This is a genomic window from Microbacterium sp. LjRoot45 (assembly GCF_964253325.1).
Taxonomy (GTDB): Bacteria; Actinomycetota; Actinomycetes; order Actinomycetales; family Microbacteriaceae; genus Microbacterium.
Genome location: NZ_CAXUQM020000001.1, coordinates 409340 through 430368, shown reverse-complemented (window position 1 = coordinate 430368; position 21029 = coordinate 409340). Strand labels below are relative to the sequence as shown.

Sequence of the window (21029 nt, the reverse complement as noted above, 5' to 3'; positions counted from 1 at the left end):
ACCCCGGATGCCTGCTGATGCCCGAGGGCGACACCGTCTTCCGCACGGCGCGACGCCTCCACCAGGCGCTCGCGGGGGCGACGGCGACACGCTTCGACATCCGCGTCCCGGGAAGCGCGACCGCCGACCTCACGGGGGAGATCATCCGCGAGGTCGTTCCGCGCGGCAAGCACCTGCTCCTGCGGATCGGCTCCTACACGCTCCACTCCCACCTGAAGATGGAGGGCCACTGGGACCTCTACCGACCCGGGGAGCGCTGGCACGCGCCGGCGTTCCGCGCGCGGGCGATCGTCGGGTCTGCCGCCGCGGATGCCGTCGGCTTCGACCTCGCGATGGTCGAGGTGCTGCCCACCGCCGACGAAGACCGCATCGTCGGGCATCTCGGCCCCGATCCGCTCTCGCCCGCGTGGGATGCCGCGGAGGCCGCCCGGCGCCTCTCGATAGACGAACGGGCCGCGCACGTCGCCCTGCTCGACCAGCGCAACGTCGCCGGGTTCGGCAACGAGTACGCCAACGAGCTCCTCTTCGTCCGCGGCATCCTCCCCACCACCCCGGCGACGCGCATCGACGCGCGCGGCCTCGTCGACACGGGCGCCCGGATGATCCGGCAGAACCGCGACCGCCACGGCCGCACGTTCACGGGCGACACGCGGCCCGGAGCGCAGAACTGGGTGTACCGCCGCGAAGGCAAGCCCTGCCGCCGGTGCGGCACCCTCATCCAGAAGACGGAGCTGGGCGCCGACCCCACGCAGGAGCGCATCGTCTTCTGGTGCCCCCGCTGCCAGACCTGACCGCACGGCCGCCGGCCTCGCGGCGTCAGTGCCCGAGGTACCGTCCGGGGCGGTGGTTGAGGGCCAGCACGAGGTTGAGCAGCACGGCGCCGGCGGCGCTCAGCAGCACGATCGGCCACGGCACCACCAGCAGCGCGGCCACGATCACGAGCACGTCGAACACCATGAGCGACCAGCCCGCCCGGATGCCGAGGCGCTCCTGCAACAGCAGGGCGATGATGTGCACGCCGCCGACGCTGGAGCGGTGACGGAACAGGATCAGCACGCCGACCCCCGCCAGCAGATTGCCGGCGAGGACCGCGTAGATCGGCTCGATCTCGACGATCGGGAGAAAGGCCTGATGCACGACGGCGAAGGCCGAGACCAGCGCGATCGACACCGCCGTACGGATCGTGAAGTCCCAGCCCTTCTTCCACACCGCCAGCGCCGCGAACGGCAGATTGATGACGGCGAAAAGCACCCAGAACGGCCACGGGGTGGCGTAGCCGAGGAGCAGGGACAGCCCTGCCGTGCCGCCGGTCACCGCGTGGGCCGCGTGCAGCAGATGCAGCCCCAACGAGGCGACGAACGTCCCCGTCAGGATGCCGAGCACGTCCTCGACGACGCTGTGCTCGGTCGCCTTCGCATCGAACACGAGCGACGGACCCGTCGTGGGGTCGGGGTCGCTCGCCGCCGCATCGACGACCGGGGTGGAGTCGGGCTCGGGGGAAGTCACGGCATCCATCCTGCATCACGACAGCCGCGGAGAACGGCGGTCGGGTTCATAGGCGGCGCCTAGACCGGCCACACAGGCCACATCACGGGGGCGGCGACACTGGCGGGCATGAACAAGCGCCTGAAGCACAGCCTCATCGCCGGCGGTCTCGTCGTCGCGCTGTCGGCGACCGGCGGCACGGTGTGGGCGCTCGAGCGCTTCGTGGTGCCCCACGTCGTCGTCGACGACGTCGCCGCGTACGAGGCGGCACAGAACCCCACGGCATCCGCGACCGAGTCGGCCACCACGAGCGCCCCCGCCGAGGTCACCGACACGACCTACACCTCCGACGACGCCTCGATCGAGATCACGACGCACACGCAGGGCACCGGTGACGACACGGTCACGTACTACGTCGCCGACGTCGAGCTGGGCGACGCGACTCGCCTGCGAAGCGCGTTCGCCCAGAACCAGTTCGGCGAGAACATCACCGATCTCGTGTCGAACATCGCGACCGACAACGGCGCCGTCTTCGCCGTCAACGGCGACTACTACGGGTTCCGCGACAGCGGAATCGTCATCCGCAACGGGGTCGTCTACCGCGATCAGGGTGCGCGCGAAGGGCTCGTCTTCTACGAGGACGGATCGGTCGCCGTCTACGACGAGACCGAGACGACGGCCGCGGAACTCCTCGCCGACGGCGCCTGGAACACCCTCAGCTTCGGACCCGCGATCGTCGAGGACGGGGCTGCCGTCGCGGGAATCGACGACGTCGAGATCGACACCAACATCGGCAACCACTCGATCCAGGGCGAGCAGCCGCGCACGGCGATCGGCGTGATCGGCGACAACCACCTGGTGATCGTCGTGGTCGACGGGCGCGACACCGGCTACAGCCGCGGCGTCACGATGACCGAGCTGGCCGACATCATGGTGTCGCTGGGCGCGACGACGGCGTACAACCTCGACGGCGGCGGGTCGAGCGAGATGTGGTTCAACGGCGAGGTGGTCAATCAGCCCTCCAACGGCGGCGAGCGCGCGACGAGCGACATCCTCTACCTGGCGGGGTGATCCGGGTGCACATCGTCCTCGTCCCCGCCTTCGAGCCCGACGCCCGGCTCGTGGACCTCGTGACGGCGCTCGCGCCCGACGGGCCGGTCCTCGTCGTCGACGACGGGTCGGGACCCGCGTTCGCGTCCGTCTTCGCCGCCGCCGCCCGCGCCGGCGCCGTCGTCGTGAGCCACCCGCACAACCGCGGCAAGGGGGCGGCGCTGCGCACCGGGTTCGCGGAGGCCGAGCGCCGGTGGCCGTCGGCATCCGTCGTCACGGCCGACGCCGACGGACAGCACACGGCCCATGACATCCACCGCGTCGCGGAGGTGCTGGCAGCCGCCGACGCGGAGGCACCCGCGATCGTGCTCGGCAGCCGGACGTTCCTCGCCGGCGCCGTGCCGCTGCGCAGCCGAGTCGGCAACGTCGTGACGCGCACGCTCTTCCGCGCGACGACGGGCAGGCGCCTCACCGACACCCAGACGGGCCTGCGCGGCTTCCCCGCCGCGACGCTCGCGTGGCTTCAGAGCGTCCCCGGAGACCGCTTCGAGTACGAGTTCGCCATGCTCCTGCGGGCGAGGGATGCCGGATTCGGCATCGTGGAGGTGCCGATCGCCACCGTCTACCTCGACGGGAACGCGTCGAGCCACTTCCGTCCCCTCGCCGACTCGGCCCGGATCTATGCACCGCTGGCGCGGTTCGCGGCATCCGCTGTGCTCGCCTTCGGAATCGACACGCTCGCGCTCCTCGCGCTGCACGCCGTCACGGGCTGGCTCCTGTTCTCGGTCGTGGCGGCGCGGGTGCTCAGCGCGAGCATGAACTTCGCCGTCAACCGGTCGCTGGTGTTCGGGGCGGGACGCACCATCCCGGTGCGCACGGCCGCCGCGCGCTACTTCTCGCTCGCGGGGCTGCTGCTCATCGCCAGCTACGGCCTGATCACCGCGCTCGCCGACGTCGGCGTGCCCCTTCTGGCAGCGAAGATCCTCACCGATGCGACGCTGTTCGCGGTGAGCTTCGCGGTGCAGCGGGCTGTGGTCTTCGCGCCCGTCGGCACTCCATCGGAGGCCGTTCCCGCGCGAGCACACGCGACGGCACGCGAACCGATGTCCGCGCGGGAATGACTATGCCCCTGCATGCGTTTACCCCATCAGGAGGACCAGTGGGCAAGAACTACGTCGACATCGAGAACGACCGGGGCGAGACGCTGCGTTACCGCAAGCACGTCAACGGTCGAGGCCTCATCGCGAACGGGGCCAAGGTACACGCGAGCGCGCTCGTCGAAGCCGGAGCCTATGTCGAACCCGGAGCACAGATCGCCGCGGGCGCGCACATCGGCCGCGGCGCCTGGATCGAACCGGATGCCGTCATCGGCCCCGACGTCGAGATCGCGCCCCACGCGCACATCGGACCGGGAGCGGCCATCGGGCCGCGCGCCAAGATCGGCGTCCGCGCCTTCGTCGGCGCGAACGCGCGTGTCGCGGGAGGGTCGCTGATCGGCGACGACGAGTCGATCGCCGATGGCGAAGCCGTCGCGACCGACCGACGCGGCCTGCACCTCGCGGCCTGAGACGCGCGCACCGGCGGGGCCGGCGCGTGGCTAACTCCTTCGATTTCCTCGGCGGAGCGCCTCTTCGGGCCCTTTCGGGGGCGGCGACCCACCGATCGAAGGAGTTCGCGACAGCGCGCGCCGGGCACCGGTTAGGGTTCGGGGGGTGAAACGCACCCGAACGGCCGTGGCCGCCGCCGCGATCGCCGCCGTGCTGGCCGGTGGCCTGTGGTTGGCGATCGGTTCGGGGGCGCTGGGCGGCGGTGAGGCGCGGCCGGTGGTGATCCCGTCGACCGACGTGCCGCCACGACCGGGAGACGCCGTCGCGCTCACGGTCGCGCACGTGTCCGACGGCGACACGATCCGCGCGACGACGACCGGTGCGACCGCCATCGGTCCCGGCGATGTGCTCGCCGGCGGTGTCACCGTGCGCGTGCGTCTGATCGGGATCGATACGCCCGAAGGCACCCCGACGGTGGAGTGCGGCGCCGACGAGGCGCGGGACCACCTGCGCGAGCTGCTGCCCGAGGGCTCGCGCGTGTGGGCGGCCACCGACCGCGAGCCGCGCGACCGGTACGGCCGCGTGCTGCTCTACCTGTGGACCGATGACGGCATGTTCGTCAACCACCGGCTGGTGGCGTCAGGGGATGCGCGCGCCCTGACGGTGCCGCCGAACACGACGCACGCGGACCTGTTCGCCGAAACGGAGACGGCGGCACGCGCGGCATCCGTCGGTCAGTGGGGGTCGTGCTGACCTGCGCCAGCGCGGGCGCCCGGGCCGGGCAACCCGCGCGCACCTCTGCCGAACCTCAGGCGAAGAGGAAGAGGACGAAACCGATCAGCGGGAGCGTTCCCTGCACGAGCGCGGGGCGCAGGTACTTCGCGCCGGACGTGACGAGCACGAGGGATGCCGCGAGCATCGACCCGAGGCTGAACAGCACGAGCGTGCGTCCGGCGACGTCGCCCGCCGCGTCGGAACCGCCCGCCCAGAAGAGCGCCAGCCCGATGATCGTACCGATGGCGAGGAACAGGTTGTAGAAGCCCTGGTTGTACGCCATCGGCTTGGTCACGTCCGCGGCGGCCTGGTCGGCCACCCCGAAGCGACGCCACACCTTGGGCTGGGTCCACTGGATGCTCTCCATGACGAAGATGTACACGTGGAGCAGCGCGGCCAGCGAGGCCGCGATCGTCGCGATGATCGGCACCATAGCCCGACGATAGCGCGACTACGCTGGCTGCATGGCTGCCGGACGCGCATCGAAGGGCGGGCGCCGCCCCCCGAAGTCCTCGCGGCCCGCGAAACCGCAACGCTCGACGACGTCGAAGGCTGCCCCGGGCGCCAAGAAGCGCACGCGTCCGGCGCCGCCTCCGCCGGCGGCCGTCCCGGCGCTCCCGGTGGGGCCGTTCCGCCTGGGCGCCGTTCCCGGCACGACGCCGGGCAAATGGATCGACATCTGGCAGGAACGGATGCCGGACACGGCACTGGAGCTCGTGGCCGTGTCGGTGGCCGAGCAGCGGGAGGCCGTGGCATCCCGAGCCGTCGACGCCGCCCTCGTGCGGCTGCCGGTGGATCGCGAGGGTCTCCACGTGATCGCTCTCTACGACGAGCTGCCGGTGGTCGTGTGCGCGGCCGACTCGCATCTGACCGCCGTCGAAGAACTCGGTCTCGACGACCTCGCCGGTGAGGTGGTCATCGTTCCCGGTGACGACGTACTCCACGTGGACGTGCCGGGGGCGGAGGCTCCCCGTTTCGCGCCTCCGGAGACGACGGCGGATGCCATCGCGACCGTGGCTGCGGGCGTCGGCGTGGTGATCGTGCCGATGTCGCTCGCCCGGCTGCACCAGCGCAAGGACGTGGAGTACCGGCCGCTGCGCGATGCACCCACGTCGACGGTCGCGCTCGCCTGGCCGTCGGCAGATCCGTCGCCGCTCGTCGACACGTTCGTCGGGATCGTCCGCGGGCGCACGGCGAACTCCTCCCGCGGCTGACGTCGGACCGGCGAGACCCCGCAGACAGACGAGGGGCCGGCGGTGCCCCCCGACTCCGCCGGCCCGAAGATCCGGCCCTCCCCCCAGAGTGCGTACCCGGTCTTCCGAACATCCTGGTGATCCCCCCCGGGGACGACGATCGCATCCCCATGCGGGCGTCATCAGGTCGTTCATTGATCAGGAGCGGGTCGGTGCCTCGCTGATACACGATCCGCGAACTTTTCTTCCCGGGGTGCGGAAGCGGGTCCCCGGGTGGTGGAGCGAGCGACGCAAAACGAGACGTCGCCCCCGGTCGTTGAGCGAGCGCAGCGAGACGAAACGCCGCCGCCTTCCGGTCGTTGAGCGAGCGCAGCGAGACGAAACGCCGCTCCCCGGTCGACGTTTCGTCTCGTCGCTCCGCTCCTCGCTCAACGACCGGAACCCGCTCGCCCCCGGTCGGGCGGGAGCGCGTCAGAAGCCGCTGCCGTGGCACTGGAAGGGTGCCACGATGCCGGTGGAGCGCTGCGCGGCGGCGAGCGCCTCCGCCGGCACGGTGCCGGCGGCGAGTCCTTGATGCACCGCGCCGAGCAGTTCGCACGCGTCATCGTCTGCGACGACCACGGGAGCGGCGATCACACAGTCCGCTCCGGCGTGCAGCCACGCGCGCGTCATGCCGATCGCCTCCTCCCCCCACCGCACCGATGAGCGCCCCACCTCGCACGCAGAGAGCACGACGGTGCGAGGCACGGGCCGCACCTGGTCGATGTCGAACCCGAAGAGGATGCCGTCGGCGAGCTCGAGTCCCGAGAACAGCGGGTTGTCGGCCGCGTGCCGACCGTGCGCCGCGACGTGGAGGACGTCGACGTCGCGGGCCAGTTCGGTGACGCTCGCGACGGTGGCCTCTGCGGCCGGCAGGCGGCGTGCGGCATCCCACGCAGCCGCGGCGACCGCGATCTCCTCGCCACCACGCGTGACGCGCGGACCGGCGGCGAACCCGGCCATATGCGGCGCGCGGAGTCGGGTACGCACCCAGCGCGACGCGGACGGAGCAAGGGTGAAGGTGCGACCGACGAAGGCGGGCAGCATGCTCCACGGCACGCCCGCGAGCACGCCCGGGGTCGTCAGCACGAGGCGACGGTCGCCGGCGCTGCGCAGCGGCTCCTCGACGAGCGCCCGGGAGAGGTCGGCGAGGCGCCCCGAGAGCGACCGCCGGATCACGTCGCTCATGGGTCCGGTGCGCACGGACGCGGCCATGTCGAGGTCCGCGCGCAGCCCCGGCAGCGCCGCACGGGCCTCCGCCCACCCGGGCAGGTCGACGACCACGGCGTCAGCGGAGGTCACGACGACGCAGGCGAGACCCGCGCTCCCGAAGACATACGCGAGCACCGCGGTGCCGGCATCCAGTCGCTGCTGCACCGCCGCGAGGTCGAGTCGCTCTTCGACGTCTGCGGCTCCCGTGCGGGTCCACTGGTGGTGGCGCACACGATCGCCGAGCGCGACGGCCCGCGGGTCGGACAGCCAGTCCGCGCCCGGGAGGTCCGCGCGCAGCATGCGCAGCTCGGCCAGGTCGGCCGCCAGCTCCGGATCAGGCGGTGGCCGCAGCGGCACCACCTGCTGGCTGAGCTGGCGAGCCCGCTCCGACCAGGCGAACACCCGCTCCGGACGCCCCGACGCGACCGCAGCGTCGATGCCTGTCAGCAACAGGCCCTGACCGTGCATCGCCACCGACGTCTGCAGATCGAGGCTGCCGAACGACGACTGCCACGTCGCGAGTTCGTCGAGCCCCGCCGCCGCGTGCCGCTCCGCCGCTCTGCTGTCCTGGTGCGCCGCAGCCCCGTCAGAGCGGGCCGCGCGGGCCGCGCGCACCTCGTGCGCCAGCAGCCTCACCTCGAGCGACGATGTCGGCGCGACGCGCGGCATCCGGGCCACCGGCCGTCCGGTGCGGGCGCGCCACAGCTCGCGGGCCAGGCGCAACGCGGTCGCCTCGTTCGCGAACCCCGCCCCCGTGAGGCGACGGGCGACCCGGTCGACCTCGGCCTCGTCGACCCCGTCGTCCACGTCGGCGACGATGCGGCCGGCGCGGTCCATCGTCCCTCCCGACAGAAGCGCACGAAGGCGGATGCCGTCGGCACGCGCCGCCCACGACGCGGAACCCACCTCGGTGAACCGGTCGGCCGCGACCCGCGCGACCGACTCGGCCCGCGCCGGGTCGTGGCGCAGGAGCGACGCGGCGAGGTGCAGTTCCGCCTCGGCCCGGGCCTGCGGCATCCCGTCGGCTCCGAATGCGGTGGCCGCCGCTTCGAGAAGCCGTTCGGCTTCGGTGACGAGCCCCGCATCGCGGAGCACTTCGGCGCGATCGCTGTCGCTGATCGCCGCATTGGCGGGGGAGAGATCGGCCAGCACGGGGCGCGCGGCGCTCATCTCACGCATGGCGCGGACGAGGTCGCCCGCGAGGAGCGCCGTGTACCCGAGGTTGTGCTGCGTCTCGGCGATGTCGGCGGCGGTCCCGTGCTCCGTGTACACGGCGAGCGCCCGTTCGAGATCGGAGAAGCTCGCGGCAAGGTCCCGACGCTGCATGTGCACGAGGCTGCGATTGACCCGCAGATTGGCGACGGCGAGGGGATCGTCGGGGATGGTGTCGATCGCTCGTCCCAACCATTCGATCGCCTCGTCGAGCCGGCCCTGGTGGACGAGCACGCTGCCCAGCTGACCGGCCAGGACACCACGCGTGTGGGCGCCGATCCGCTCATCGGCGAGGGCCGCGCGACATGTCCGCTCCCCCGTCTCGGCGTCGCCGATCTGCGTGAGCGCGAACGCGCGGGTGCCGACGATCCGCGCCGCGAGGTCCGGGTCGGCGGCAGCGGCCGCGGCATCCGCGAGGACGTCCGCCGCTTCGGCGTAACGGCGCTGCGCCGACAGCTCGCGCCCGCGCGCGTAGAGCTCATCGGCGGAGGGGGTCACTCCCTCAGCATGCCGTGCCCCGGCCCCCGGCGCGATGCCGTGCGACCGGAACTGACCACTCAGCCCGCGCCGAGCACCCCCTCGACGACGTCGCGCACCACGGGGATCGCCTTCTCGGGCGGCCCCGACTCGACAGGCGGCGCCAGCTCCGCAGCGATCCGTCCGGCCACGAGCGGCGCGGCGAACGACGTGCCGCTCCAGACGGCGAAGCCACCGCGGAAGTCCTCGGGACCGATCGTCATCCGCTCACGCTCGTACTGGTCGTCGCGCGCCGAGGCCTGGATGCCGCCGTAGAAGTCGGGCAGGGTGCTCACCACGGCCGCTCCCTCCGCATACGTCGCCACCCAGGGTCCGACATTGGAGAAGAGGGCGGTCGTGCGGCGGTCGGGGTTGAGCGCACCGACCGAGAGGTGCGGCGCACCGGCGTCCGGCTCGATGCCGTTGTCGGAACCGGGCCACGGCCACAGCGAGGCCGGGAACGACGGGCGGTCGATAGCGTCGTTGCCCGCGGAGACGACGACGGTCGTGCCGAGACCGCGGAGGACCGCGAGCAGGTCGTAGAGGTCGCGGGTGTAGAGCCCGTCCTCCGGGGTCTCGTGGTAGTAGCCGAGCGAGAGGTTCACGACGTCGATCGGGCGTCCGCCCTCCTCGCCGTGGACGTAGCGATGGACGAGCACACCGAGATCCTCGACGACGGCCAGCAGGTTCGACTCCTCGACCATGCCGAGCGCGTCGGCGACCCGGATGGCGAGGATGTCGGCATCCGGGGCGGCCTGGCGGACGATACCGGCGATGAAGGTGCCGTGGCCGGCGACGTCGTCGAGCTCGCCGTCGAGCGGACCGTACAGGTCGGGGTAGATCTCGGGGTTCGCCTCGTCGTCGAGACCGATCACGTGCCCGTCGACGGTCACGTGCCGATCGACGATGTCGTCGGGCAGCCACGCGTGGACGCCCGCCCCCGTGTCGAGCACGGCGACCACGGCGCGGCGGCAACCCGGCGCGACGTCGGTGCGTCGAGGAGCCGCCCCGACCCAGGCGACCGGCTGACGCCCGCCCGACCCGCCCTCGGCGTATTCGCCGACGGGATTGGTCTTCGTGTACGGGTTAGTCTTCGTGTAAGGGTTCGTCTTCGTGTACGGGTTCGTCTTCGTGTACGGGTTCGTCTTCGTGAAGGGATTCACCCCGATCGGGTCGACCGTCAGCACGTGATCGAGCCCGACGCGGTCCGCTCCGGTGGCGCGCAGCGTCGCCGCGACGTCGACCTCGCCGTCGCGTCCGCGCAGCGCCTGCTGCATCGCGTCGCGCCGCACCTGCTGCAGCACGCGCCACGCATCGGGGAGTGCCGGCGAGATGCCGCGCGTCTTCTCGTCGGGCGTGGTCAGCCGTACCCGCAGCACGCGGGGTGCGCCGGGGAGCCGCGCGGCGGGAAGCTCGCCGTCGACGTCGGAGCCGTCGAGGAGCTCCGGCACGACCCCCCACCCGAACGCCCGCGCCGCGCCGCGGACACGGTCGAACGGACCGCCCTCGCGGTCGAGTTCCTTGTCGTCGGGATCGAGGCTCACGAGCAGACGGTGCGGCACGTACACGGTCTGGAACGCCTCGATGCCGTCGAGGGGCTCCGACCCCGGGTCGAGCGTCGTCGCGGTGATCACCGACCCCCGCGCGCGGTCGCGCCACGACCATCCCTTCGGCAGTGGACCGTCCGAATCGCGTCGCTCATCGACCATGGGGGGAGTTCCTCTCGTGTGTTCCCGAACCGGTCACACCTCGAACCGCGGCGTGCGCAGTTCGGCGGGCGTGCCGGCATCCGTCGTGTCGGTCAGCACGATGCGCAACCGCGTCATGCCGGCCGGGATGTCTTCGAAGGCGAATCGGCCGTGCTCGGCCGCGGTCGCCCACGTGCGCTCGTCCTGTTCCAGTTCGACCGACGTGGCCGGCGCGTCGACCCAGCCGTCGACGCGCCGCAGCCCGTCAGCGGCGGGAACGACGTGCACGAGAACGCTCGCGGTGCCGTCGCTGAACTGCATCGTCAGCGCGTCGGCGTCGCCGCGGACCGCGGCCAGCTCCGTCGCCGTGACGAGCGTGAGCAGCGCGTACTCGCGCGACAGATCGGCCGTGGCCACCGCGGCGACCATGCGGTCGACCAGGTCGGCGGGGGCGGGATCGAGTTCCTCCCACGTGCGCCGCAGCGCCCGGAACAGCTCGGCGTCGGTTTCAGCGCTCATCGGCGTCTCCTGTCCATCCGTCGGCGGTCAGTGCAGTACGCAGCTTCGCCAGGCAACGCTGTCGTGTGGGGCCGATCGACCCGACCGGCATCGCGAGGTCCTGCGCGATGTGCGCGTAGTCCGGGCGCTCCTCGAAAGCCACGATCCGCAGCAGCCGGCGGCACCTCTCGTCGAGGCCCCCGACCGCCCGCCACAGCCGCGTGTCGCTGTCGGCGAGCTGTGCGCGCTCCTCGGCCGACACGTCGACCGGCAGATGGGGTTCGATCTCGGCATCCTCGGTGGGCCGCACGCGCTGGTGCGCCTTCGCCGTCCGCCACGCCTCACGGCGGGCACACGTCGTGAGCCACCCCGCGACGGCGCGCGTCTCGGCGATGCTGTCGTGGCGCCGCACGAGCGTCAGCCACGTCGTCTGCACGACGTCTTCCGCGAGCGCGCTCTCGAGCCCGTAGGCGCGCACGACGTGCCACAGGACGGGCGTCATGGTCCGCACGAGATCGTCCATCGCGCGCGTGTCACCGCCGCGCCAGCGCGCGAACGCCGAGGCTGCGCGGTCCCAGATCGACGGGTCGCCCGACGGCCGCCCGTCGTCGTCGGGGTCGTCCCGCACGTGCGACGGGTCGGTTGCAGTCATACCGCCCATTGTGGCCACACACACAGGAGTGAGGCCAGCGCCCGCCTGATACATCCGGGTTTGCAGGAAGACCGTCGGGCGCACCCGCGCACCGTCACCGGCCTGGTCCCCGCCGGCCGAGTCGCCCTGGCCCCCGCCGGTCGAGTCAGCCTGGCCCCGTCCGCCCGCGCCCGCCTAGACTCGGGCCATGCGTCCGCTCGCCTACCTCTGCGTCCGTCCGCAGCGCGGTGCGGCCGCCGCCGAGTACGAGTCGTTCCGCAGCGCCATGCGCCTGGACGAGGAGAGCCTCCAGCGGTGGGACCTCGTCACAGACCCCCTCCCGGCGGATGCCGCCCAGCGCTGGCGGGGCGTCGTCGTCGGCGGCAGCCCCTTCAACGTCACCGACCCGGAGTCGACGAAGACCGACGTGCAACGCCGCCTCGAAGCCGACCTGTCCCGCATCGCAGCGGCCGCGGCCTCCGGCGAGCTCGCCGCCCTTTTCACCTGCTACGGCATCGGAGTCGCCACCCGCACGCTCGGCGGCGAGGTGACGCGTGCGTACCCCGAGGACACGGGACCCACCAGCGTCACCCTCACGACGGATGCCGGCAGCGACCCGCTCTTCGGCGGCCTCGCCGACACGTTCGCCGCCCTCACGGCCCACAAGGAGGGCACCGGCCGGCTCCCCGAGGGAGCGGTGCTGCTCGCGACGAACGACACGTGCCCGGTGCAGGCCTACCGCGTCGGCGACCACCTGTACGCGACGCAGTTCCACCCCGAGCCCACGGGCCGCGCCTTCACCGAGCGGATGGCCGTCTACCGCGACGACGGGTACTTCGCGGCCTCCGACTACGACGCCATCGCCGGGCGGGTGCTCGCGGCATCCCTCACCGAACCCGCGCGCATCCTCCGCGGCTTCGCGCAGACGTTCTGAGACCGCAGACGTTCTGAGAGCGGCCGTCAGGCCACCCACGCCGCCTGACGCGCCGCCCCCAGCGCGACGTACTCGCCGGGCTCCGGCACCTCGACGGGAACGCCCAGCACGTCGGGCGCGATCCGGCGCACCGCCTCGGACTGCGCGCCGCCGCCGATCAGCAGCGCCCGCTCGATCGGAACGCCCTGCGCGCGCAGCGCATCCAGGCCCGCGCCGAGTCCCCGGAGCATGCCCTCGACGGCGGCGCGCGCGAGGTTCTCGCGGGTGGTCGAGGCGAGGGTCATGCCGGTGAGGGATGCCGTGGCATCCGGCAGGTTCGGGGTGCGCTCCCCCTCGAAGTACGGCACGAGGGTGAGTCCGTCGGCACCGGCCGGGACGGCGAGCGCGAGACGCGACAGCTCCGCGTGATCGACGCCGAGGAGACGTCCGATCGCGTCGAGCACCCGCGCCGCGTTGAGGGTGACGACGATCGGGAGGAAGTGTCCGTCGGCGTCGGCGAAGCCGGCGATCGTGCCCGACGGGTCGCGCACGGGCTCCTCGCTGATCGCGAAGACGGTCCCGCTCGTACCGATCGACACGACGACGTCACCCACCCGCGCACCGACCCCGAGGGCCGCGCCTGCGTTATCGCCCGCACCCGGGGCGACGCGCCGGCCCTCGGCGTCGGTGACCGACTCCCGCGGCCCGAGCACCCGCGGGAGGATCGCGTCGTGACCGAGGGCTGCGACGAGCAGCTCACGGTCGTAGGCGTCGTCGGCGGGCCGCCAGTAGCCCGTGCCGGACGCGTCGGAACGGTCGGTCACGAGCTCGCCGAGTTCGGGTCGCTCGGGACCGAACCCGCGCAGGCGCCACGTGAGCCAGTCGTGCGGAAGGGCGACCGCCGCCACCCTCGCCGCGTTCTCCGGCTCGTGGTCGCGCAGCCAGCGGAGCTTCGTGATGGTGAAGGATGCCACGGGCACGAGCCCCGTCCGGGCGACGAGATCGTCGGCGCCGAACTCGGCGACGAGATCGGCCGCGGCACCGGCGGAGCGCGTGTCGTTCCACAGCAGCGCGTCGCGGACGACCCGCCCCTCGGCGTCGAGGGCGACCATGCCGTGCTGCTGCCCGCCGATCGACCATGCCGCGACGTCGTCGAGACCGCCGGCCGCGGCGATCGCCTCCTGGAGGGCGGCCCACCAGGCATCCGGGTCGACGCTCGTCCCCTCGGGGTGGCGGGCGCGGCCCTCGCGGACGATCGCGCCGCTGGCGGTGTCGACGACGACGACCTTGCAGGACTGCGTCGAGCTGTCGACGCCCATCACGAGTGCCATGCGGGTCAGCGCGCTCCGAGCAGGTGCTCCGTCGCGAGCTGCTGCAGGCGGACGAAGCCGAAGCCCTTGCCGCCGAGGTACGCGTCGGCGTCGAAGTCCTCGTAGGCCGAACGGTCGGCGACGAAGTCGTCGTATGTCTCACCTTCGGCGAAGGTCGGCTGCGACAGCTCCGCGACGCGCGCGGCGGCAAGCGCCTCCTGCACCTCGGGGTCGGCGCGGAAGGCCTGCGCCCGCTCCTTCAGGAGCAGGTAGGTGCGCATGTTGGCCGCGGCGGAGTCCCACACGCCGGTCTCGTCCTCGGTGCGGCTCGGCTTGTAGTCGAAGTGCCGCGGGCCCGTGTAGGCCTGGCCGCCGTCGGGTCCGCCGTTCTCCAGCAGGTCGACGAGGGCGAAGGCGTTGTGCAGGTCGCCGTGGCCGAAGACGAGGTCCTGGTCGTACTTGATGCCGCGCTGACCGTTGAGGTCGATGTGGAAGAGCTTGCCGTGGTAAAGCGCCTGCGCGATGCCCGCGGCGAAGTTGAGGCCCGCCATCTGCTCGTGGCCGACCTCGGGGTTGAGGCCGACGAGCTCGGGACGCTCGAGCGACTCGATGAAGGCGAGGGCGTGGCCGACGGTCGGCAGCAGGATGTCGCCGCGCGGCTCGTTGGGCTTCGGCTCGATCGCGAACCGCAGGTCGTAGCCCTTGCTCACGACGTAGTCGCCGAGGAAGTTGACGGCCTCGCGGTAGCGCTCGAGGGCGGCGCGGACGTCTTTCGCGGAGTCGTACTCGGCGCCTTCGCGGCCGCCCCACATGACGAAGGTCTGGGCGCCGAGCTCCGCGCCCAGGTCGATCTGGCGGAGCACCTTGCGCAGCGCGAAGCGGCGCACGTCGCGGTCGTTGGAGGTGAAGCCGCCGTCCTTGAAGACGGGCGCGCTGAAGAGGTTCGTCGTCACCATCGGCACGATGAGGCCGGTGTCGGCGAGAGCGCTCTTGAGGCGGTCGATCTGCTTCTGACGCTCGGCGTCGGTCGAGCCGAACGGGAAGAGGTCGTCGTCGTGGAAGGTCAGGCCGGCCGCACCGAGCTCGGCGAGCTTCTCGACGGCGTGCACGACATCCAGCGACGGTCGCGTGGGTCCGCCGAACGGATCGCTGCCGTTGTAGCCGATGGTCCAGAGTCCGAAGGTGAACTTGTCTGCCGGGGTCGGACCGGTGGAGGAAGTGGGCATGACGCTCCTTTGCGCGACGTGCGGGGAATTGTTGTGGTCTACAACCTATACCGCAAGCGCGGCATCCGTCCAGTGCCGCTGGCCGTGGCATCGTCCGTCGCCCTCCCGCGGCGCGCGCATTTCGGAAACGACGCAACAAAAGCCTCCCGCGCTCTACAGTGGACGGATGCGTGAGACGGTGGGCGTGCGGCAGACCAACCTCGCCCGGCTGCTGCAGCTCGTGCACCGGGGCGGTCCCCTCTCGCGCGCCGCACTGACCGAGGCGACCGGCCTCAACCGCTCGACCATCGCCGACCTCGTCGGCGAGCTCGTCGACGAAGGCCTCGTGGTGGAGCGCGCACCCGACCCGAGCCGGCGCGTCGGCCGGCCCTCCCCCCTCGTCTCCGCCGACCCGAACGTGCTCGCCCTGGCGGTCAACCCCGAAGTGGATGCCGTGACGATCGCCGCCGTCGGCCTCGACCGACGGATCGCCGTGCGCGTGCGCATCGATGTGCCCGAGCCCCCCACCCCCGAGACCACCGTCGCCCTCGTGACCGCCCAGCTCGACACGTGGCGGGCGGGCGACCTCGCGAACGCCCGGATCGTCGCGATCGGCGTCGCGGTGCCCGGCCTCGTCCGCCGCGACGACGGCCTCGTGCGGGAAGCGCCCCACCTCGGCTGGGCTGACGCCCCCCTGCGCGAACAGATCCAGGTGGCCACCGGCATCCCCGCCTCCGTCGCGAACGACGCCAGCCTGGGCGCCCTGGCGGAGCACCTGTTCGGCGCCGCGGTCGACGTCGACGACGCGGTCTACCTCAACGGCGGCGCGAGCGGCATCGGCGGTGGCCTCATCGTCAACGGGATGCCGGTGAGCGGCGCGGGCGGGTACGCGGGCGAGTTCGGGCAGAACCGCCCCGGCATCGCCGACGCGGGCGACCGGCGCGCGCCCGGCGGCGTGCTCGAGGACGAGGTGAGCCGCTCCCGCCTGCTGGATGCCGTCGGACTCTCCTCCGCTGACGAGCCGACCCTCGCCGCGGCCCTCGCCGCCGACGTGTCCGCCGCCGTCGCCGACGAGGTCGATCGGCAGCGGCGCATCCTCTCGACGGCGCTGGCGAACGCCGTCAACGTGCTCAATCCCCAGGTGGTCGTGCTCGGCGGCTTCCTCGCGACCCTCGCCACGGCCGGGCTGGAGGAGCTCACCGCTCTCGTGCGGGCGCAGTCCATGCCCGCCAACGCCGCGGATGTCGTGATCCTGCCGGCCGCGCTGGGTGAGGACCGCCTGCTGATCGGCGCCGCCGAGGCCGCGTTCGGCGACCTCCTACGCGACCCGATCAGCGCGGCGGAGCCGTCGTCGCCCGCGGGATGAGTTTCGTCGGCAGCCGCAGGTGGGTCACCTCCGGCTGCTCGCCGCGGAGGAGCGCGAGGAGCATGCCCGCCGCCTCGGCGCCGAGCCTCCCCATCGGCTGACGCACGGTCGTGAGGGGCGTCGCGAGCCGCGTGGCCTCCGGGATGTCGTCGAAGCCGACGATCGACAGGTCTCGCGGCACGTCGAGGTGCAGTTCGGCGGCGACCTGGAGGATCGCGAGAGCGGAGATGTCGTTGGCGGCGAAGACCGCGGTGGGCCGGTCGGGCGCCGACAGCATGTCGATCGCCACCTCGCGCACGGTGGCCTCCTGGTAGCGCCCCGCGCCGACGTAGGCCGGATCGAAGCGGATGCCGGCATCCGCCAATGCTCGTCGGTACCCGGCGTCGCGGGCGATCGAGGAGCGCAGGTCGGCGCGACCGGCGATGTAGCCGATGCGGCGATGACCGAGCTCGATGAGGTAGTGGGTGGCCTCGCGCGCGCCGCCGAAGCTGTCGCACTCGACGATGGGCAGATCGGCGGGCCCCGCGTGGGGATCGACCGCGACGAGCGGCACCTCGGTACTGACGTTGACGACGGTCGGGGTGACCATGATCGCGCCGTCGATGAGGGTGCCGCTGAGGCGGGAGAGCGATCGCCTCTCCCAGCCGTCCTCGTCGCCGCGGGAGCCCGTGTAGGCGAGCAGGTCGTAGCGGGAGTCGCGGAGCGCCTCGCCGACGCCCTTGAGCACTTCGGCACTGAAGGGCTCGAAGTCGGCGACGAGCACGCCGATCACGCCGGTGCGGTGCGACCGCATGCTCCGGGCGATGAGGCTCGACTCGTAGCCGAGCTCCGCGACGGCCCGGAGCACCCGGTCGGCGGTCTCGGTCGCGACCCCGTATCGGCCGTTCATCGCCTTGGAGACCGTGGCCACGGAGACGCCGGCACGGTCGGCCACGTCGTGGATGGTCGGTCTGCGTTGACTCATGGGAGCACCCTAGCGTCTTGGAAAACGGTTTCGAAAACGTTTGACACCGTTTTGTTGTGTTTAGAAACTTATGCGACCGGCTGCACCGCCGGGATGCCGACTCGACGAAGAGAACAGGAATCACATGAAAGCCCACAAGATCCTGGCCGGAGCATCGCTCCTGGTCGCCGGCTCACTCGCGCTGAGCGCCTGCGGCGGAGGCGGTGAACCCACGGCGGAGGGCGGTCCGGTCGAGATGACCCTCTGGCAGAACTCCACCACCGGACCCGGCCAGCAGTTCTGGAAAGACGCGATCGCGGCCTTCGAGGCCGAGAACGACAACGTCACCATCAAGATGCAGTCCGTGCAGAACGAGGACATGGACGGCAAGCTCCAGACGGCCCTCAACGCGGGCGACCCGCCCGACATCTTCCTGCAGCGCGGCGGCGGCAAGATGACCGCCATGGTGCAGGCCGGCCAGCTCATGGACCTGACCGACCTCATCAGCGACACGGCCCGCAGCGAGATCTCCGAGGGATCGTTCAAGGCCGAGACCTACCAGGACAAGGTGTGGGCCATGCCGCTGGCGGTGCTGCCGTCGGGCTTCTGGTACGCCTCCGACCTGTTCGACGAGGCCGGCGTCACCGCGACGCCCACGACCGTGGACGAGCTCAAGAGCGTCGTCGGCTCGCTCAAGGACGCCGGGATCGCCCCGATCGCGCTCGGCGCGAAGGACGCGTGGCCCGCTGCCCACTGGTACTACAACTTCGCGCTCCGCGAGTGCGCCCCGGCCACGATCGAGGCCACCGGCGACTCGAAGGACTTCAGCGACGCCTGCTGGCTGAAGGCCGCGCAGGACCTCGCCGACTTCGCCGCCATCGAGCCGTTCAACGAGGGCTTCCTCACGACCTCCGCACAGCAGGGCGCGGGAAGCTCCGCCGGGCTCGTCGCCAACCACAAGGCGGCGATGGAACTCATGGGGGCGTGGGACCCGGGCGTGATCGCCTCGCTCACCCCCGACGAGAAGCCGCTCCCCGACCTCGCCTGGTTCCCCTTCCCGGAGCTGTCCGGCGGCGCCGGTGAGCCCGGCTCGATGATGGGCGGCGTCGACGGATACTCGTGCTCGGCCAAGGCACCGAAGGAGTGCGCCGACTTCCTCAACTTCATCGCCTCCGCCGACCAGCAGAAGGCGTACTACGAGGCCTTCAGCGCCCCGCCGGTCAACACGGTCGCCCAGAGCGCCGTGCAGGAGGACTACCTGAAGCAGGTGCTCGAGGCCTACAACAAGGCGCCGTTCGTCTCGCAGTGGCTCGACACGGTGCTCGGACAGAACGTCGGCAACGCGCTCAACGTCGCCGTCGTCGACCTCCTGGCAGGCAAGAGCACGCCCGAGCAGATGATGCAGTCGGTCGCCGACGCGGCCAAGAAGGGCTGACCGCGATCATGACCCTCAGCGAGACATCTGTGACGCCCGCGCCGCAGACGGATCTCGCGCAGCACGGCGGGGGCGGCCACACGCCGCCCCCGCCCTCGCCGCGCCGCCGTCCGCGAGGAATCGGCTGGACCGGCCGGCTGGAGATCGCCCTCCTCGTCGGACCGGCGCTCCTGATCTTCCTCGGCTTCGTCATCTTCCCCGTCGCGATGGCGGCCTACTACGGCTTCTTCCGCTGGCAGGGCTACGGCCCGCCCACCGACTTCGTCGGACTGCAGAACTACCTGACGATCATCACCGATCCGACCTTCCTCGAGGCGCTCGGCCACAACGGGTTCATCGTGATCGCCTCGATCGTCCTGCAGGGTCCGGTCGCGGTGCTGCTCGCGCTCCTGCTGAACCGCCGCATGCGCGGGCAGTCGATCATCCGCGTGCTCATCTTCGTGCCGTACGTCATCGCCGAAGTCGTCGTCGGCACGGGCTTCGGCCTCATGCTCCAGACGCAGGGAGCGCTCAACGGGATGCTGGAAGGCCTCGGCCTCGGCTCGTTCACGCAGGACTGGATCTCCGACCCGTCGATCGCGATCTGGACCCTCATGGCGATCCTCACGTGGAAGTACGTCGGATTCGCCGTCATCCTCTTCCTCGCCGGCCTCCAGGGCATTCCCGAGGAGCTCTACGAGGCGGCCGCGCTCGACGGCGCCGGCTACTGGCAGACCCATTGGCGCATCACGCTGCCGCTGCTCGCACCGACGCTGCGCATCTGGGCGTTCCTGTCGATCATCGGCGCCCTGCAGCTGTTCGACCTCGTCTACATCATCTGGGGCCAGTACGTCGCGTCCACCGCCGGCACCTCGACGATGGCGACCTACATGGTCGTCAACGGCCGCAACGCCGGCAACTTCGGCTTCGGCAACGCGGTCGCCGTCGTCATCTTCGTCATCTCGCTCATCGTCGCCCTCATCTACCAGCGCTTCGTGCTCCGGCGCGACACCGAGGGCGCCCTCACGGAAGGGAAGAAGGGCCGATGACCTCCGTCACCGCACCGGCATCCCCCGCCGCCTCCACCGACACCGTCGCTCTCGTGACCGGCGGGCGACACCGGCGCACGAGGGAGAAGCTGCCCTGGGGCAATCCCCTCGTCTACTTCGTGGCGCTCATCGTGATCGCGCTGATGCTCGCGCCCGTGCTGTACATCATCATCGGTGGCTTCCGATCCAACTCGCAGATCACCGTCGACCCCGCGGGGTGGCCCGACCCGTGGAACATCGAGAACTACCTCACGGTGCTCACCGGACCGCAGTTCTGGGGCCAGGTGCTCAACTCCGTCATCGCGGCGACCGCCACCACGGCGGGGGTCGTCGCCCTCGGTCTCATGGCCAGCTACGTCATCGCCCGCTACCGCTTCCGCGGGCGCGGCGCGCTGTACGCGCTGTTCGCCGCGGGCCTGATGTTCCCCATCACGGTCGCCATCACCCCGCTGTACATCGTCATCCGCGACCTCGGCCTCATGAACTCGCTGGGCGGCATCATCCTGCCCCAGATCGCATTCGCACTGCCGACGACGATCATCATCCTCGTCCCGTTCCTGCGGGCGATCCCCGACGAGATCCAGGAGGCGGCGTTCATCGACGGATGCAGCCGACTGGGCTTCTTCTGGCGGATGGTGCTGCCCCTGTCGGTGCCCGGCGTCATCACCGTCGGCATCCTCGCCTTCATCGGGAGCTGGAACAGCTACCTGCTGCCCCTCTTCATCCTCAACAACGAGGCGACCTACACGCTGCCCCTGGGGGTGCAGGCGTTCTCGTCGCAGTACTCGGTCGACACCGCCAAGGTGCTCGCCTTCACGTCGCTGTCGATGATCCCCGCCCTCGTGTTCTTCAGCCTGTTCGAACGCCGCATCGTCGGCGGCCTCACCGGCGCCGTCAAGGGCTGAGCCCGCCCGCCTTCCCCTCAAGGAGTTCCGTACCGTGACCCTGACCACCCCTGCCGTCTCGACCCGCGTCGCCGACCTC

General features: G+C 71.6%; 20 protein-coding genes. 11 read left to right on the top strand and 9 right to left on the bottom strand.

All coding sequences use genetic code 11. From position 1 onward, the window contains the following. The first annotated feature begins 17 nt into the window (after window positions 1–17). Window positions 18–791, top strand: a complete 774-nt coding sequence (locus ACSQ18_RS01890; protein WP_436035360.1) for a DNA-formamidopyrimidine glycosylase family protein — start codon at window positions 18–20, stop codon at window positions 789–791. Between the two features lie 25 nt (window positions 792–816). Here ACSQ18_RS01890 and ACSQ18_RS01885 read toward each other — a convergent pair whose 3' ends face one another. After that, window positions 817–1515, bottom strand: a complete 699-nt coding sequence (locus ACSQ18_RS01885; RefSeq protein WP_436035359.1) for a YitT family protein — start codon at window positions 1513–1515, stop codon at window positions 817–819. 99 nt (window positions 1516–1614) lie between these two features. Here ACSQ18_RS01885 and ACSQ18_RS01880 point away from each other — a divergent pair, with 99 nt between their 5' ends. The 4 genes from ACSQ18_RS01880 (at window position 1615) to ACSQ18_RS01865 (ending at window position 4835) form a co-directional block, all read left to right on the top strand. Further along, window positions 1615–2556 carry a phosphodiester glycosidase family protein gene (locus ACSQ18_RS01880; protein WP_436035358.1) on the top strand — a complete coding sequence of 314 codons (942 nt, stop codon included), beginning with the start codon at window positions 1615–1617 and terminating at the stop codon, window positions 2554–2556. Then, the gene (locus ACSQ18_RS01875) at window positions 2553–3656 is read left to right on the top strand and encodes a glycosyltransferase (protein ID WP_436035357.1); all 1104 of its coding nucleotides are present in this window, start codon (window positions 2553–2555) and stop codon (window positions 3654–3656) included. Before ACSQ18_RS01880 ends, ACSQ18_RS01875 begins: the two co-directional genes overlap by 4 nt. A gap of 38 nt (window positions 3657–3694) precedes the next feature. Further along, a complete protein-coding gene (locus ACSQ18_RS01870) occupies window positions 3695–4102 on the top strand; it encodes a transferase (protein ID WP_301039214.1) in 408 nt (135 codons plus the stop codon). Window positions 4103–4247: 145 nt separating this feature from the next. Continuing rightward, window positions 4248–4835, top strand: a complete 588-nt coding sequence (locus ACSQ18_RS01865; protein ID WP_436035356.1) for a thermonuclease family protein — start codon at window positions 4248–4250, stop codon at window positions 4833–4835. A 55-nt stretch (window positions 4836–4890) separates the two neighbouring features. Here ACSQ18_RS01865 and ACSQ18_RS01860 read toward each other — a convergent pair whose 3' ends face one another. Beyond that, the gene (locus ACSQ18_RS01860; RefSeq protein WP_436035355.1) at window positions 4891–5289 is read right to left on the bottom strand and encodes a DUF1304 domain-containing protein; all 399 of its coding nucleotides are present in this window, start codon (window positions 5287–5289) and stop codon (window positions 4891–4893) included. 31 nt (window positions 5290–5320) lie between these two features. Between ACSQ18_RS01860 and ACSQ18_RS01855 the strand changes: the two genes are divergently transcribed. Continuing rightward, on the top strand, window positions 5321–6070 hold the full coding sequence (locus tag ACSQ18_RS01855; protein WP_436035354.1) for a LysR substrate-binding domain-containing protein: 750 nt from the start codon (window positions 5321–5323) through the stop codon (window positions 6068–6070). A 450-nt stretch (window positions 6071–6520) separates the two neighbouring features. Here ACSQ18_RS01855 and ACSQ18_RS01850 read toward each other — a convergent pair whose 3' ends face one another. From ACSQ18_RS01850 to ACSQ18_RS01835, 4 genes are read right to left on the bottom strand one after another with little or no spacing between them, the layout of a single operon-like run. Beyond that, a complete protein-coding gene (locus tag ACSQ18_RS01850) occupies window positions 6521–9010 on the bottom strand; it encodes a CHAT domain-containing protein (protein ID WP_436035353.1) in 2490 nt (829 codons plus the stop codon). A 59-nt stretch (window positions 9011–9069) separates the two neighbouring features. Continuing rightward, on the bottom strand, window positions 9070–10737 hold the full coding sequence (locus ACSQ18_RS01845) for a S8 family peptidase (RefSeq protein WP_436035352.1): 1668 nt from the start codon (window positions 10735–10737) through the stop codon (window positions 9070–9072). A 33-nt stretch (window positions 10738–10770) separates the two neighbouring features. Beyond that, a complete protein-coding gene (locus tag ACSQ18_RS01840) occupies window positions 10771–11235 on the bottom strand; it encodes a hypothetical protein (protein ID WP_436035351.1) in 465 nt (154 codons plus the stop codon). Beyond that, window positions 11225–11866 carry an RNA polymerase sigma factor gene (locus tag ACSQ18_RS01835; protein WP_301039209.1) on the bottom strand — a complete coding sequence of 214 codons (642 nt, stop codon included), beginning with the start codon at window positions 11864–11866 and terminating at the stop codon, window positions 11225–11227. Before ACSQ18_RS01835 ends, ACSQ18_RS01840 begins: the two co-directional genes overlap by 11 nt. A gap of 187 nt (window positions 11867–12053) precedes the next feature. Between ACSQ18_RS01835 and ACSQ18_RS01830 the strand changes: the two genes are divergently transcribed. Further along, window positions 12054–12779, top strand: a complete 726-nt coding sequence (locus tag ACSQ18_RS01830; protein ID WP_301039208.1) for a glutamine amidotransferase-related protein — start codon at window positions 12054–12056, stop codon at window positions 12777–12779. A gap of 26 nt (window positions 12780–12805) precedes the next feature. On the opposite strand, the gene xylB is transcribed toward ACSQ18_RS01830, so the two are convergent. Together xylB and xylA are read right to left on the bottom strand one after the other, a co-directional pair. Continuing rightward, window positions 12806–14089: a xylulokinase gene (gene xylB / locus ACSQ18_RS01825; RefSeq protein WP_436035350.1), complete on the bottom strand. Its 1284-nt coding sequence runs from the start codon at window positions 14087–14089 to the stop codon at window positions 12806–12808. A 5-nt stretch (window positions 14090–14094) separates the two neighbouring features. Then, on the bottom strand, window positions 14095–15294 hold the full coding sequence (gene xylA / locus ACSQ18_RS01820; RefSeq protein ID WP_436035349.1) for a xylose isomerase: 1200 nt from the start codon (window positions 15292–15294) through the stop codon (window positions 14095–14097). 166 nt (window positions 15295–15460) lie between these two features. Between xylA and ACSQ18_RS01815 the strand changes: the two genes are divergently transcribed. Then, complete coding sequence (locus ACSQ18_RS01815; protein ID WP_436035348.1) at window positions 15461–16639, top strand: ROK family transcriptional regulator; 1179 nt, start codon at window positions 15461–15463, stop codon at window positions 16637–16639. Here the strand turns inward: ACSQ18_RS01815 and ACSQ18_RS01810 are convergent. Then, a complete protein-coding gene (locus ACSQ18_RS01810; protein ID WP_436035347.1) occupies window positions 16605–17603 on the bottom strand; it encodes a LacI family DNA-binding transcriptional regulator in 999 nt (332 codons plus the stop codon). The genes ACSQ18_RS01815 and ACSQ18_RS01810 overlap by 35 nt on opposite strands. A gap of 124 nt (window positions 17604–17727) precedes the next feature. Between ACSQ18_RS01810 and ACSQ18_RS01805 the strand changes: the two genes are divergently transcribed. The 3 genes from ACSQ18_RS01805 to ACSQ18_RS01795 are packed head-to-tail and all read left to right on the top strand — an operon-like array spanning window position 17728 to window position 20950. Continuing rightward, on the top strand, window positions 17728–19017 hold the full coding sequence (locus ACSQ18_RS01805; RefSeq protein WP_144807041.1) for an ABC transporter substrate-binding protein: 1290 nt from the start codon (window positions 17728–17730) through the stop codon (window positions 19015–19017). A gap of 8 nt (window positions 19018–19025) precedes the next feature. Continuing rightward, window positions 19026–20045 (top strand): carbohydrate ABC transporter permease, encoded by a 1020-nt coding sequence (locus ACSQ18_RS01800; protein ID WP_436035346.1) that lies wholly within the window; start codon window positions 19026–19028, stop codon window positions 20043–20045. Then, window positions 20042–20950 carry a carbohydrate ABC transporter permease gene (locus ACSQ18_RS01795; protein ID WP_301039203.1) on the top strand — a complete coding sequence of 303 codons (909 nt, stop codon included), beginning with the start codon at window positions 20042–20044 and terminating at the stop codon, window positions 20948–20950. The genes ACSQ18_RS01800 and ACSQ18_RS01795 overlap by 4 nt, the downstream gene beginning before the upstream one ends. Window positions 20951–21029: the final 79 nt, after the last annotated feature.

Bases quoted from the DNA above. Each gene is read 5' to 3' on its own strand.
- xylA (WP_436035349.1), bottom strand. From the start codon at position 15,294: ATGCCCACTTCCTCCACCGGTCCGACCCCGGCAGACAAGTTCACCTTC.
- ACSQ18_RS01805 (WP_144807041.1), top strand. From the start codon at position 17,728: ATGAAAGCCCACAAGATCCTGGCCGGAGCATCGCTCCTGGTCGCCGGC.
- ACSQ18_RS01810 (WP_436035347.1), bottom strand. From the start codon at position 17,603: ATGAGTCAACGCAGACCGACCATCCACGACGTGGCCGACCGTGCCGGC.
- xylB (WP_436035350.1), bottom strand. From the start codon at position 14,089: ATGGCACTCGTGATGGGCGTCGACAGCTCGACGCAGTCCTGCAAGGTC.
- ACSQ18_RS01860 (WP_436035355.1), bottom strand. From the start codon at position 5,289: ATGGTGCCGATCATCGCGACGATCGCGGCCTCGCTGGCCGCGCTGCTC.
- ACSQ18_RS01800 (WP_436035346.1), top strand. From the start codon at position 19,026: ATGACCCTCAGCGAGACATCTGTGACGCCCGCGCCGCAGACGGATCTC.
- ACSQ18_RS01855 (WP_436035354.1), top strand. From the start codon at position 5,321: ATGGCTGCCGGACGCGCATCGAAGGGCGGGCGCCGCCCCCCGAAGTCC.
- ACSQ18_RS01795 (WP_301039203.1), top strand. From the start codon at position 20,042: ATGACCTCCGTCACCGCACCGGCATCCCCCGCCGCCTCCACCGACACC.
- ACSQ18_RS01885 (WP_436035359.1), bottom strand. From the start codon at position 1,515: ATGGATGCCGTGACTTCCCCCGAGCCCGACTCCACCCCGGTCGTCGAT.
- ACSQ18_RS01815 (WP_436035348.1), top strand. From the start codon at position 15,461: ATGCGTGAGACGGTGGGCGTGCGGCAGACCAACCTCGCCCGGCTGCTG.
- ACSQ18_RS01880 (WP_436035358.1), top strand. From the start codon at position 1,615: ATGAACAAGCGCCTGAAGCACAGCCTCATCGCCGGCGGTCTCGTCGTC.
- ACSQ18_RS01890 (WP_436035360.1), top strand. From the start codon at position 18: ATGCCCGAGGGCGACACCGTCTTCCGCACGGCGCGACGCCTCCACCAG.
- ACSQ18_RS01830 (WP_301039208.1), top strand. From the start codon at position 12,054: ATGCGTCCGCTCGCCTACCTCTGCGTCCGTCCGCAGCGCGGTGCGGCC.
- ACSQ18_RS01845 (WP_436035352.1), bottom strand. From the start codon at position 10,737: ATGGTCGATGAGCGACGCGATTCGGACGGTCCACTGCCGAAGGGATGG.
- ACSQ18_RS01835 (WP_301039209.1), bottom strand. From the start codon at position 11,866: ATGACTGCAACCGACCCGTCGCACGTGCGGGACGACCCCGACGACGAC.
- ACSQ18_RS01840 (WP_436035351.1), bottom strand. From the start codon at position 11,235: ATGAGCGCTGAAACCGACGCCGAGCTGTTCCGGGCGCTGCGGCGCACG.